The 14,055-nt window shown below is 55.9% G+C and carries 8 protein-coding genes; 4 read left to right on the top strand and 4 right to left on the bottom strand.

From position 1 onward, the window contains the following. The first annotated feature begins 211 nt into the window (after positions 1–211). From ACZZ0D_RS16775 to ACZZ0D_RS16765, 3 genes are all read left to right on the top strand, one after another. Positions 212–2,146 (top strand): hypothetical protein, encoded by a 1,935-nt coding sequence (locus ACZZ0D_RS16775; protein ID WP_463553820.1) that lies wholly within the window; start codon positions 212–214, stop codon positions 2,144–2,146. Positions 2,147–2,247: 101 nt separating this feature from the next. Beyond that, positions 2,248–4,173 (top strand): hypothetical protein, encoded by a 1,926-nt coding sequence (locus tag ACZZ0D_RS16770; protein ID WP_463553819.1) that lies wholly within the window; start codon positions 2,248–2,250, stop codon positions 4,171–4,173. Positions 4,174–4,367: 194 nt separating this feature from the next. After that, a complete protein-coding gene (locus ACZZ0D_RS16765; protein WP_463553818.1) occupies positions 4,368–7,172 on the top strand; it encodes an autotransporter outer membrane beta-barrel domain-containing protein in 2,805 nt (934 codons plus the stop codon). A 126-nt stretch (positions 7,173–7,298) separates the two neighbouring features. Here ACZZ0D_RS16765 and ACZZ0D_RS16760 read toward each other — a convergent pair whose 3' ends face one another. Beyond that, the gene (locus ACZZ0D_RS16760; RefSeq protein WP_463553817.1) at positions 7,299–9,128 is read right to left on the bottom strand and encodes a hypothetical protein; all 1,830 of its coding nucleotides are present in this window, start codon (positions 9,126–9,128) and stop codon (positions 7,299–7,301) included. Positions 9,129–9,670: 542 nt separating this feature from the next. Between ACZZ0D_RS16760 and ACZZ0D_RS16755 the strand changes: the two genes are divergently transcribed. Next, positions 9,671–10,036, top strand: coding sequence for a DUF6124 family protein (locus ACZZ0D_RS16755; RefSeq protein ID WP_463553816.1), 366 nt, complete (start codon positions 9,671–9,673; stop codon positions 10,034–10,036). 99 nt (positions 10,037–10,135) lie between these two features. Here the strand turns inward: ACZZ0D_RS16755 and ACZZ0D_RS16750 are convergent, their stop codons facing one another. The 3 genes from ACZZ0D_RS16750 to ACZZ0D_RS16740 all read right to left on the bottom strand — a co-directional run bounded on the left by ACZZ0D_RS16750 (position 10,136) and on the right by ACZZ0D_RS16740 (position 13,818). After that, complete coding sequence (locus ACZZ0D_RS16750; RefSeq protein WP_463553815.1) at positions 10,136–12,706, bottom strand: hypothetical protein; 2,571 nt, start codon at positions 12,704–12,706, stop codon at positions 10,136–10,138. Between the two features lie 118 nt (positions 12,707–12,824). Then, positions 12,825–13,220, bottom strand: a complete 396-nt coding sequence (locus ACZZ0D_RS16745) for a YbaN family protein (RefSeq protein WP_400750689.1) — start codon at positions 13,218–13,220, stop codon at positions 12,825–12,827. Between the two features lie 10 nt (positions 13,221–13,230). Further along, positions 13,231–13,818 carry a UPF0149 family protein gene (locus ACZZ0D_RS16740; protein ID WP_053118230.1) on the bottom strand — a complete coding sequence of 196 codons (588 nt, stop codon included), beginning with the start codon at positions 13,816–13,818 and terminating at the stop codon, positions 13,231–13,233. Positions 13,819–14,055: the final 237 nt, after the last annotated feature.

Genomic DNA, 14,055 nt, shown 5'->3' with positions numbered 1-14,055 from the left:
GGGAGGGCGGGTTTTTTTACGTCTGAAAATAATGGATCTCAATGATATTCCCGGCGTGTGAGGAAGCTCAGGTGGGCAGTTCTCCGACGAACGGTCGCAAAACCTGTAATTTCTGACAGTAGTCAGAACCTGCCCTCGCGCATTAAATGAAGCCATGCAGTGACGGCGCAAATCGCGCCGCTCCGCAACTTTCATAAGGGAAGGCCGGGAAATGGACAAGCATGAACATCCTGCCGAGCCGCCGATCGATGGCCTCGCTGAAATAGCTGCCGCGATGGAAGCACCCAAAGTCCCCGCTGTGCTCGATCCGGATGACCCCAGGGGATTGCTGCCGCTGACAGCATTGGGTGACAGGCTGGCGGTGACCTTCGAAGACTTCGGCCAAGGAATGGCACCGGGTGAGCTCGACCGTGTTGAATTGGGTTTTATGCCCAAAGGTGGGGTCTTCAATAACGTCGACGAGCGTTGGTACCCGACCAGCGACCCCATCACCTGGCCGCAAACACTTTATGTGCCCCGGGATCTTCTGTCACACGGCGTGTATGAAGTGGCGATCCGCGTCTCCATTTACGGCAGTAATCCGAATCCCGGAGACCGTAAAACCCTGACGATCGATACCAGCAAGCCCAATTTCGGCAACAAGCCAGGGGCCGTGATATTCCCCGCCGAATTGGGCGGCACTATTGACGAAATCTTCTTGGAGCAAGAGGGTGAGGTCAACGCGCTGGTGCCTTGGTATATCGACGCCGAAAGAGGCGATCGGGCAGTGTATTACTGGACATCGGAGCAAGACCCTCCGGACACCGAGGCTCCGGTTCGTGAGCAGGAATTCAGTGCCGAAGACATCGCCGCGAAACGTCTGAACATCACGGTGTACGCCGATGAAATTCGTGCCGGGGGCGCGGGTAAACGCTTCCTTTATTACTTCCTCAGAGATCCCGCGGGGAATGAAGGGCCACACTCCTTTCTTTCGCCGATCAATGTTGATCTGACTCCCGCTCCCGGTGCCTTGCCACCTCCAAGGGTTCCGCTCTCCGCAAGAGGTCTGGTGGATCGGCAGCAGGCCCGGGACGGGCTGTTTGTGGAGATCGATCGATACGACCTTGCGGATTCCGCGCAATGGGTCGCGGTTTTCTGGGACGGTATCGCGCTTGCCGAGATTCCCGTGGATCTTGCCGGTTTTCCGTTGAAAGCCCCCGTGCCCTGGCCGGCGTTGCACGACAGAGGCGACGGGCCATTTCGAGCAAAAATTTACTACAAAATAAGGCAGGGAGCGGTGTACGGAAGGCCTTCGCCAGAGATATCGGTCGCAGTCAACCTGACGCTGGCGGGCCAGGATCATGACAAGGCACCCGCTCTGATTAATGAAGACCTCGCGTTGGTTGAGGTATATGGGGAGCATTCCGCCACCCTCAACACGTTGCTTACTGAGGATCACGGATTCCCGGCCACTGTGTCACTGACGCTGTACGACGCACCCGAAGCCGGACAGTTGCTGGAACTTCACTGGGGCAGTTACACAGGGGCTGTTGCTCAGTACAAAGTTCAGTCTGGCGATGTGGCCGGTCAACCGATCTCCTTTATCGTGCCGTGGCATGTAATCGACAGCGATAAAAAGAATCCGGCCTTGCCGGTGTTCTACACCACCGACAACGGAGTGAATCAGCAACACTCGCTACCGACCCATGTCAGGGTCGACATTGTCGTCATCGACAACATGAAGGAACCACTGTTTCCCCATGCCGGAAAGGAAGGCGTGCTCCATTGTTGCGCCAGACCCCGACTGTGGGAGGGCGTCACGGTAAGAATTCCCGCCGACCCGAATATCGAGCAGGGCGATACGCTCATTGTTATATGGCAGGGATGCGCGGGGCCCAACGGTACACGTCCTATTCCCGGAACTTACCGGGAAATTGAACACCCGCTGCCGACACGGGTGCCTGGCACAGGCATCGATATTGTCGTTGCGGATTACGACAGGTTGATCGCCCCCATGGTCAATAACGGTTCCGCACTGGTGTATTACAAATTGCGTAAGTCAGGAGGCGGGCGCGGAACGTCTCGACCGGACTTCGTCATCATCAACCGGACTATGCCCAGCGGCGACATCTGTTCGCCAACTAATGATGTGTGTCAGGAAAACTGAAGCAGTTTCAAATCGTGTAATGCAGTGAATGCCGAGTCCGCTTCGTCAATCAGTAGTGGAAGCAAATGACTTGGCGCGTCTATTTGATCAGGAGATCGGTTATGACTTATTTGAAAGAGTTGTCGGCGGCAAAAAAATCTTCTCGCAAACAGTTGAGTGCCTTGCGTAAGTCCTTATTGACAGCCGGTGCGGCGCCGCAAGTTGAAGGGATGTTGGGCCCGATCGCGGGGGACGATATTCACAAGTTGCCAGTTATCCTTCAGGGGAAAGACTGCGCCGTTAAACTTAATGATGTGCAAGTTCCTCCTGGCGCAAAACCCGATGAAACATTGATCTCCCTTTGTAAAGACGGGGTACCGTTTGGGGGATGGGTAGACCTTCCAATGGTGCCAGACAATCCATTTCTAATGACATTGGGCGGAGCCTTTACGACGACGTCAGGGTTGTTCAATTTGTCTTACAAAATCGAATACGGGGGTAATGAAAGTCAATCAGAATCGTTGATATTTTTTATCGATACTACGGCTCCCGGTTTTGGATTACCCGCTACGCCGGGTACTCCTCCGGTTGAAGTTATTGATGGTCTGGTGACCCGAGATATTCTGGCTGACCTCGATGGCATCACCATGACGCTTGATGCCCCAGGTGATATTAAGCCAGGTGATATTTACAACGGATATTATGGGAAGAGCGACCCTGGTGTGTCGGTGGGTTTTTATAAAGTTGTCGAAGACACGACGTTGCCCATTGAAATAAAAATCGAAAAAAACATTATCGAAACGATGGGCGAAGGCCAGCATATTTTTTATTGTAAATACGAAGATCGGGTCGGCAATATCGGGCCGTCATCCAATCCGTTTACATTCACCATTCAGCTTCGACCCACCCCAAGTGCTTTGAAGCCTGCAAAGGTTCCATTACATGAAGATGATGATCTGATAGATCTGGACGATGCATTTCCCTCGTTAGGGGTCGTCATTCCGGTGTTTGATAATGGCATTCCAGGGGACGCCGTTCGCGTAACGTTTGATGGGAAGCCTCAACCACTTCAACCCACTGACGGTAAGACTGAAGTGATTGTTGATGTGCCGTTTCTGGTTGTGAAGGGTACCGATCCCGGACCGAAAGACGTAACGCTTACTTACGAGATTTTACGGGAAGGCAAACCTTATCCCGAAGGAACCGCAGTGCCCCTCAAGGTTGACTTGTCTATTGCAGGTCCGGTTAACCCTCAGCCCGATCCGGAGTTGGGCAATCCGAACCTGACAAAACTGATTGTCAAAGGCAGCACCGGCAATGACAAGTTGGTAGAAGCGGACGTGGGCAATGATATTGATATTGATCTGACTATTTACACCGGTTACAAGGACGGCGATATCGTCGATCTTGTCTGGGAAGGCGTTAAGGTGCCACCGCCCAACGGGCAATACGAGGTTGACGGGACGGAGGCCGCAGGATTTAAAATTCCTTTCAAACTGCCCAAGGCAGTGTTCCTGGACAGTGGTAATGGTATTAAGTCAGCGCGGTATGTTATTTCCAACCCAACGGCAAATGGTGACAATGAAAACCCGTCGCCACCGACCGCGGTGGACGCTTATATTATTCCAATCGTCTTGCCAGCTCCCAAGATTCTGAATCTGTACACCAATCCTGCCAATCGCGAGTTCCTTAACTGCAAGTCACTTCGTAGTATTCCGGTGGTGGGCTGGGGTGCCATCGTTAAAGTTGACGGTGATACGGATTTTTCACCGAACATGAAATTAAAGTTCAAGTGGGTTGGTAAGTCCTCGGATCCAGTTGCTGATCCCATTGAGGATTTTCTGTTTGAAAAAGAGCTGAAGGGGCTAGAGCATGTTCTTGGGTTTGAGGTTTATTTGCCGTTCGAAACAGCGCTGAAAACGATCGGCGATGGAGAAGGGGAAATCAGCTATGTCGCTGAGATTGATGGCCATGATCGATCGGGAGGGTCACATAAGGTCAGGGTTGTAATGATCAATAATGAAGGTCATTTCTGCCCTCTTCCTTAAATATTTTGTGTGCATTTTGAAGTTGACAGGCGGGGGCTTTGTCGTCTGTCAATTTCTTACATTTGCGGAGGTGAATTCTTGCTTAACTTAAGATTAGTCCTACAGAGTAATTACCTGATTCCTTGTATCGTGCGCTCGTTTTAATCATCTGATTCGTGGGAAGGCTTGTCTTCTGAAAGTTTCAAGGAGGTTTCATGGGCGTTTGTACACCTCAATTTTCGTTAGGATTGATCAGTAAAAACTTTATCTGGTTAACCTTGGTTCCCATTTTTTCGTCAAGCCCCCTAGTGTGTGCAGCGACCTTTATCGAAGCGGGCGAAACGCTGAATATTGATCAGACTACGGCGCAGGACAACTACCTCGCACGCAACGGCGGTGTATTGAATGCCAACGGTGCCAATACGTTCGAGGTGTTAATAAACAGCGGATCCGCTCTTAACGCAGTAGGTGGAACCTATGCCGGACGCTCCGGCAACGCCGGCGTATCCGTCACCAACGCCAGTGCCAGTCTGACCGATGCCATTGTGACGGGTGATCGTATGGGTATGTCGGTCAATCGGGTGGCGGGCAGCCCCACCGGCTCCAGCGCAGTAATCAGTGGTAGCCAGATCACTGGCCGAACGGCAGGGCTCGAAACGTCCGGCGGCAGCACGACCGTCATGACCGATACTCACCTCACGGCCACTGCGGCGACGGGGGTGGGCCTGAATTCCTTTGGGGGAGAAGTGCATGCCAAAGGCGGCAGCATCATGGGTGGTTTGCATGGCATTCGCCTACGGCCCGACACTCAAGGCATAGGCAACGGCGCCAACGTGATTCTTGATAATGTCCAGGTGCAAGGACAGACCGGCGCGGCGATCCTCGCGACATCCGGGGTGACCTCTCATATTCAAGTGCTTAATTACACGCGCCTGCTTTCCGGCAATGGCATCTTGCTGGACGTTCAGGAAGCTTCGAATGTAACGATGGAGGTGGTCGGCAGTACGCTTGAAGGCAAGCTGAACGTCGCTGACAACAGCACGGCCAATCTCGCGTTCCAACATGGTCTTATGGCGGGCGACGTGCTGGTTGGTGAAGCCTCCACCACTGCCCTGCACCTTGACCGCAGCGAACTTCGCGGCAATATCGATATCGCAGATAACAGCAAGGGCGACCTTATCTTCGACCAGTCTCAAATGACAGGCGACGTGTTGGTCAATGACTCGACCGCGACCGTCGTGTTTGCCAACGGCAGCAATCTGGAAGGCAACGTCAGCTTCACCGGCAACAGCAGCGCTGGCCTGACCTTCGATCAGAGCCAGATGAAAGGCGATGTACTGATCGATAGCCTGCCCGACACGACGGCCGTGAACTTTGCCAACAACAGCGTACTCACCGGCAATGTGAACATCGCGGGCGGGAGCAACGTCGATCTGCGCTTCGATCAAAGTCAACTCGCCGGCGATGTCCGGGTCGCCGGGAACTCGACGACGCAGATGGCGCTGAACAACAGCACGTTTCTCGGCAACCTGAATATCAGCGATGACAGCACCGCCAATCTGACGCTCAATCAAAGCCAGATGACAGGTGACGTACTGGTGGATGGGTTAAACACCACTGAGTCGGTCACCCTGGAAAATCAGTCGCAACTCACCGGGCGTCTCGACAAGGTCAACAGCGTTAACATCAAAAGCCAATCAAACTGGACGCTGACGGGTAACGACAACATTGGTACGTTGGCCATGAATGGTGGCAGCGTCACGTTTGGCGCTGCCGAGGCAACCAGCACTTATTACACACTCAACGTCGGCACGTTGGCAGGTACCACCGGTACGTTTGTGATGAAGGGCGATTTTGTCAGCGGCGAGAGTGACAAACTCATAGTGGCTGGACAATCGACGGGGAATTACGGGCTTGCCGTCGCGGCCTCCGGGCTGGATGCGATAGCCCCCGAGCAGGTTGTACTGGTGCGTACCGGCACCACCGACGGTGCCAGTTTTACGTTGGCGGGCGATCGTGCGGTGGATCTCGGCACCTGGTCTTACAGCCTGGCCAGTCGAACCAATGCCGAGGGCGGCAAAGAGTGGTACCTCGATCCGACCACCGAAGTCATCAGCCCCGGAGCTCAGTCGATTCTGGCCTTGTTCAACACCCCGGTCACCAGTTGGTATGGCGAACAGTCGTCACTGCGCACCCGCATGGGCGAGCTGCGTCTTAACGGCGGACAGTCCGGCGGCTGGATGCGCACCTACGGCAGCCAGTACAACGTCGCTGATGGCTCGGGCGTGGGCTATCAGCAAAACCAGCAAGGGATCTCGCTGGGCGCCGATGCGCGAGTCGGCGAGAGTCAGTGGCTGGTCGGTGTGCTGGCGGGGACGAGCAAGTCGGATCTGAATCTCGATCACGGCACCACGGGCACCGTAAAAAGCTACTACGTCGGGCCCTACGCAACCTGGCTGGACGCCGACACCGGCTACTACTTCGACGGTGTGCTCAAGTTCAACCGGTTCCGCAACGAGTCGAAGGTTAACCTCAGCGATGACACCCGCGCCAAGGGTGATTACGACAACTGGGGCCTCGGCGCTTCGGCGGAATTTGGTCGGCAATTCAAACTCGCCGACGGCTACTTCATCGAACCGTTCACCCAATGGTCTGCGGTGCAAATTCAGGGCAAACGCTACACCCTGGACAACGACATGACAGCCGACGGCGACACTACGCGTTCCTTGCTCGGCAAGGCGGGCGTTACGGTTGGCCGTAACTTCGAGTTCGGCAAGGCCAGTATTGCGCAGCCTTATCTGCGCATGGCGGTCGCTCATGAGTTTGCGAAGAATAATGAAGTGAAAGTCAACGACAACGTGTTTAACAATGACCTGTCAGGCACACGCGGCGAGTTTGGCGCAGGTGTGGCAGTGGCGATGTCCGAGAAGTGGCAGGTGCATGCGGACTTTGATTACTCGAATGGGGAACATATTGAGAAGCCGTGGGGGGCGACCGTCGGGCTGCGGTATTTTTGGTAATAGCTGTCCTGGTCTGACGTAAAAACCGCTTTTCCTTACAAGGGTAAGCGGCTTTTTTATCACCCGATGTTAGTTCGCTTCGACGCCAAGTCGTTATTGGCCAGAGTGGCAGAGGAAATTCGGGGGTCAGGTAAGTTCGCCGATGAGCAGGTCGAGCCCCGCCGAATATTCAAACTGGTTTGTGGCTGCCCGCAACAACGTATAGCGCACCCTGATCGATTGCCCGGTATTGGCATGAACGTACCGGGCATCCAGTCGAAATCTCACGGGTTTGCCGATGATCAGGCTGGTAATCGGAACCCAGTCAGAAGTACTGGCACCGGGGCCAGTCCAATAGTAGGTGAGGATGTCATCCTTGTGCGTTCCGGGGAAATTCACCAGTACGGTGACGTTGTCGCTGACGTTGTCAGGGTCGAGCACACCGTTGGTTGCCTCCGGAACTTGGGGCGCCGGCAGTGTCGCGTGAATGACCTGAACCTTGGCCAGCAGCCGATCGGAGTCACTCACGCCATACAGCGTCACGTTGTCATTGCTCACGCGATAGGACATATCCAGGCTGCCGCCATCAAGCACTTTGATGTGTTGGTTCTTGATCTGAAAAGTAATGAGCTTGGCTTCAGCTTCATTGCGAGTGACCGTGTGTTGTTCTTCATGCGGGTAAGGCACGGCGTCCGCTTGAGTGCCCAGCCAGATCAAATTGATGAAGTCGCCGCTGGCCATGCCCGGATAGCGGACATCCACAGTCGCCAGCGGGGTGTCCGGTTCGAGCGTATCGCCGATCAGCTCGCGGATCGTCGGCTCCGGTAGCATCACCACCGCCCCCACCACATCGGCGAACGTGTGCTTGGACGACAACGGCGGGCCACCACTGTTTTTGCGCAGCACATAAGAAGCATCGGCGCGGCCCATGGCTATGGCGCGGACATCCTCATAGGGCACGTTTATTTCCACAGTGCCCGGAACAGATTCGATCGTGCGCGACTCGCTGTGCATCAGCGGCTGGCCGGTAAACGGCGTGCCGATCCACGTCATGGTCAGCGTATCGCCCAGCGCGAAATCCGTACCCTCTACACGCACCTGAACCGTGACCGGCTGCTTGTTCAGATCCTTGACGGTAATGACCCCGTTGATGGCTTCTTTGATGATCGGCGCGTCCAGCCGCCAGGCACCGGCGTCCACGTCGATGTGGGTGCGCTTGGAATGGCGCACCGCCCAGTTCCAGGTTTCATCGTAAAGGTCGTATTTGATCTCCAGCTTCTTGCCATCGCCGCCCGCCAGAATCGCCTGCTGATCAACCACGATGACGATCGGTTGCAGCCGGTCGACATGCGCCTGGGTGACCCGATAAGGCGTCAGCGCGACACTGCCCCAACGCAGCAAAATCGAGTCGCGCAGGGTCATGTCCGGGTAGAACGGAATCGTCACCGGCACACCTTTTTCCGCCCATGCGGCATCGATGACACCTTGATCGACCAGATCCGGGGGCAGTTGCACAATCTTCAATTCCGAGTGGCCATCCGGCAGATGCGGTTCCCGGTCGCGCCCGCCCGGTCGAAAGAGTTTGACCAGCAATCGCAAGGGCACAGAAGGATCGTCCGGCACCGTTGCACCGGCGCGAGTCAGCTGGTAATAACACTGCTCGACCCAACCTGAGGCCAGACCATCGACGGGCAGGAAAAAGTACATCGGCTTATCGACGTCGCCGGGCTCGACGGTCTTGCGGAAAATCACTTTGGTTTCCCAATAAATATCATGGGTGTCGCCGTCGTGCATGTCCAGATACGGATTGATCAAGCAGAGCAAGCCTTCGGCATGGTCACTGACGACGGCAATATTGATCCCGCCATCGCCCTCGACAATCGGCTGCACCATGCCCGCGATCAGTAAGGGGCGCAGGGCAAACGGCGCGTTTTGGTCATCGCATGGCGGAAACAGAAAGGGCGAGTGGCTGGGCATGGCAAGCTTCCTTGCTGGGGGCGGGGGGCGATCGTTGGCAGACGCGCCGGGTCTTGTGATTGAGCATTACGGGCGGCAAGTTGGCTACTGTCAGATCTGACAGGGGCGGGGTGGTTTGAGACGAACGGTCGGTGGAGTGGGGGCGAAGTCTGTCGGACGGTTCGCCGAATCGCATAGGCAATGATCGCCGTTTAATGTACGCGTTTAAAAGACACTGGGTGTTACGTCCTGAGGCCCACAAAACGTTGCGCCATTGCCTACGCGTAAGACAGAATCCGCCGGCTTGTGCGCCTGGGGGGCTGGTCGGTAACTTGGATCGGGTCACTGATTTCCAGTGATCGGGTTTAGCAGCCCGATAGGTAACAACGGTTGCATGAGCGATATTCAGTCAGGCGTTTTTTCGCCTGCACTAAATGGTGGCTGTGCGCATGGCGTCTGCGGACGCGCCGGTTTTGTTACTTATCCGGTCTGCTAACTTGCGTACAGCTGCCACCCAAACGTTTAGCAGCGGGATGGTTGCGGCCTCTATTGAGAAAGTAACTATGTTCAAAGTAACGCCAAACCCGCCGGCCACCGATCCGGCATCGCCCTACGAATCCTCGCAATCAAAGAAATTCCACGAAGCCGCCGAGCGCGCCCTCGACCACTACCTCGGCCCACCCACCGCCGAAATCATGGCTGCACCGTATGTGTCCAACCGCTTGTTCATGGTCAACCCGGCCAGCGCGAACGAACCCCTGTTAGCCGACGCCAGTGAGAGCCTAGGTTCGGCGTGCGTGATGATCAATGATCTGGCCGGCATGTTGGAGGGCACTCATCGCCGGACGCTGTTGGGCATTGCGCAGGTTGTGATGTTGGGGGAGTTGGCGGTGAATAAGGTGCTGGATAATTTGGTTCCGGTGGATTAACTCTATATTTTGGATAACGAGCTAGTTCAACGTTGATCGGGGCAGACTTATCCTGAGGTAAGTCTGTCCCTTTTCCCGGTTTTTTGTTATTTGGTGATGTTATTTGAAAAGTAGCGTCAGGTTGTCGAGATCAGCAGTTAGGGAAGGATGTATCCCAATAATAAAGTCCTTAAGTACTTTGTTTACTGATGGGTCGACTGAAATCCACTTTGTCTCTCCGCTTTTGACGTCGATGGCATAAATATCCTGAGAATAATCCGTGTATTCGAAAATAATTATCGGGACTTTAAAATAAGGGTTTTGTGGCTGTGTAATACCAAACATTAATCCGGAAAACCTAACGATCTCGTATTTAGGAGTGAACCTATATCCGCCGTTTTTTAGATTAATGACTTTTCCTTTCAAATAAGGAGCTGATTCGGACGAGGCATTGGCTACGAAAACGTCGTGACCACCAAGAGCGCTAATAGTGAAGTATGTCGTGTCTATGGTTTTGTGACCTCCGATTCTTGTATGTTCAAATCTTTCCATGAAACCTCGTGCGATTTTTATTTTGTAAGTCAGTGACACCTCACCACTTCCATAGAGGGCTTTTACGCTAAAGTTGTGTGCGCCCGAGCTCAATTGAGCTGTCGACTTTGTCCAAATCCCCGTTAAGGGATCGACATCTGCCTCGCCCATATCATCTGAACCATCGAACATTTGCACCTTCTGCCCATTGCTCGCAGTACCGCTCAGGGTCAGTGCTTTTTCCACTGTGACGCCATTCTCAGGAATTTCAATCCCGCTCGGAGAACCTTTCACCGAAGTAATCACCGGTGCGACCAGTTCGGCCCCAACCCTGAACTCCAGCGCATTCGAATAACTCGTCCCACCCGCCGCACGCTTGATGAGGTACTTCGCCAATACCGTTCCGTTGTTGTTGCCGCTGATGAACTCAGCCTCAATCCTGAACGGAACCGGTTTGCCCTCAGTCAAAGACGACAGCGTGATCCCGTCCGTTTTCGTGCCGGTTTTCGAACCGATCCATTCGTAAATCACCTCGTCACCTTTGGCCGTGTTGAGGTAGTTCACCGTCAACGTTGTACCAGCGGTGTCGCCGGGTAATGCGCCGTTGATCACGCCGGCCACTACGGGTTCGGGCAGTTCCAGGCGTGGCTCGCCGACCTGCAGAATATCGGCATGAATGGATTCGCGGATGGCATGGGTGGCGTTGACATGGTTCATCGCGCCGAGCGCGGCGTCCTCGATCAGCAACTGATAGTAGAGCTCCAGTTTGCCGCCGTTGATCGGCGTCAAATGCGCGCCGTCGCAGGGGATCAGCAGCGGTTTGCCGGCACTGATGTCGCCCGCAGTGAGCGGGTACAGTGGCAGTTCCGGAAGGTAAGGGGTGAGTTCCGGGTGGGTGCCGAGCCAGAACAGTTTGATCGCCTGACCCTTGTCAAATGAGGTGTCGAACGGAATCTCGATGCGCACCTGTTTCAACGTCGGATCGAGCGCGCCACTCACGGCGTCCAGTGCTTTGGGGGCGGCCAGGCGTTTGATCGCACCGATGGCGCTGATGAACTGTGATTTGGAAGGCATGTCGGGCGCGCCGCTGGCCTTCTTCAGGCGATAGGACAAGGCGATCTGGGACTTGGCCATCTGCCGCAGCACGGCGTTGGCGATGGGGATTTCGGCGGTGGTGGGCACGCTGGTCAGCGGCTCGCCGGTGAACTCGACATCGATTGGCAGGCCCTCCACGGGCGTGCCCTTGACCCGGATGATCGGGGTATCACCGGGCTGGAACGATCCGCCAGTCGTGACCCAGACCTGCGCCGTGCCTGGGGCATTGCCCAGTTGGTCGATGTCGAGCACGTTGCTCTGCGCCTCCTTGAGAATCGGCGCTTCCAGCCTGCTCGCATCGATCGCGACCATCACCCGTTGTGCCGCGCTCCAGTCCTCAGAGCGATTGTCGACCTTGTCGTAGACCTCGAAGGCCACGGACAAACCCACCCCGTCAGAATCCCCGGCCTCACGAATGACCGACTCGCTGACGTGCACCACCAGCGGCACCTTGCCGTCCGCCTGATCCTGAGTCAGTGGCGCACTGAGCACAAACACACCGCCCCAACTCACTTGAATCACATCACCGGCAGCAATGTCTGGATACGACTCGATGGCGACCGGAACACCGGCGGCCACGTTGTCCTTATCAATGCCGCCGTCGAGGATGTCCTGCGGCAAGCGCATGATCAGCTTGGAGTGGCCGGGATCGTTGTTTTCGTCATGACCGCCGGGGCGGGTGAGCTTGGCCAGCACCTGCATGTCCTCGGACGGCTCCCAGGCCTGGCCGAGGCGCTTGACGCTATAGGATGCGACGGCCCGGCCTTCCGGGATGCGCGCCGAAGGCACGAACATTTGCAGCGTCGTGTTGACGTCCGCCGGGCCAACGGTTTTCTGCAGGACTTCCACATCCTTGCTCCAGAACACCTTGATCTGATCCCCAATTTCCATTGGTGTCCACGGCCCGGCGCGGCAGAGCAAGCCTTGACGCGGGAAATTACCCAACGCCGCCGCAATATTGATGCCCCAGACCTTTGGTGACTCCGACACCGGCCCGGTTTTGCCGGGGATATCGAGTTGGTCGAGGATCAATGTGTCGGCGTCGGGAAGGTTGGGGGTAAGCATGGACAGCTCCGTTGAGCGGTGAGGCAACGGAGTGATTTATGGCTGGAAACGGGTTAGGCGTCACCTGTCAGATCTGACAGGGTAGGGTGGTTTCAAGACGAACGGTCAGCGGGAAGCCTCAGCGCTTGGGAAGGGTCTTCTGTCGCAAAATATAAACCGTCACCAACACCGCACTGGTCAACATAAACCCGCGCGCCCACGGCATTGGCACCAGATAACACGAGAACAGAATGCTGGCCCACATCAGCCCGATCGCGTAGACCTTGCCCTTGAGCGGAATGCCGTTGCCTTCGAGATAGTCGCGAATCCATGGCCCGAGCCGGGGATGCTCGACCAGCCAGCGATAGAAACGCGGAGAGCTGCGGGCGAAGCACGCGGCGGCCAGCAGCAGGAAAGGTGTGGTGGGGAGAACAGGCAGGAAAATACCGATCACCCCCAATGCCACGCTGAGCCAGCCGACGGCCAGCAGGATGTAGCGCAGCATCAGGGAGCGGTTGCCTATGGGGTTGTCCATAGGCCGGATCTTAGTGGTGACGTGGCTTGAGGATCGCCGGTTTTTCGTCTGGCGCCTGGCACAGCAAGTACAGCGCGGTCAGGGCTTCCGGGATCTGCACGATCATGTCGTCCATCAGGTTGGCGTCTTTGGCGATGTCTTCGAACTCAGGCTGTTCGTCGAACAGGCCCGAACCGACCATGATCGGCAGAAGCATTTCGCTGACTTCTTCTTCAGCGGTTTCGAACCAGGCGGCTTCGCGCAGGAACACGCCTTCCATGAAACCGATGCACCAGCCGCGCAGTTCGGAATCGTCCGGATCTTCGCCCAGATCCAGTTCGCATGGCAGCTCGAATTCTTCATCCGACGCCAGTTGACGGGCGATGTGCGCCTTGAGGCCGATCAGCGTGGCTTCGATTTCTTCGCGCTGGGCTTCACCGCTGTAGTGCGGCTCTTCGGCGAACAGCGCGTCGATCCACTCGCGATCCGGCACGACGTCCGAGCAGATCGACAGGGCGGTCAGGTAGCCGTGAGCGGCCACGTAATCCAGCGCCTCGTCGTGCAGCTCGTCGGCGTCGAGGAAGACTTGCAGGCGGGTTAGTTGCTCAGCGAAGGACATTACGGGGCTACCTTGGGGGAATAAACAATGCGGGAATTCTAGGCCTTCTTGCGCGCTCAAGCCAGCCGCACGGCAGATTTGCCGGGCAGAACACGTCACCTGTGGGAGCGGGCTTGCTCGCGAAGGCGCTGTGTCAGGCACTTTTGCATTCACTGATCCACCGCCTTCGCGAGCAAGCCCGCTCCCACAGGGTTCGGTGTGAAGCCAATTACAGCGTGTGTCTTATCAGCGGCACCC

The organism is Pseudomonas sp. AC193 (assembly GCF_979258075.1).
The sequence above is the reverse complement of the archived record's forward strand: the minus strand, read 5'-3'. Positions and strand labels throughout refer to the sequence as shown.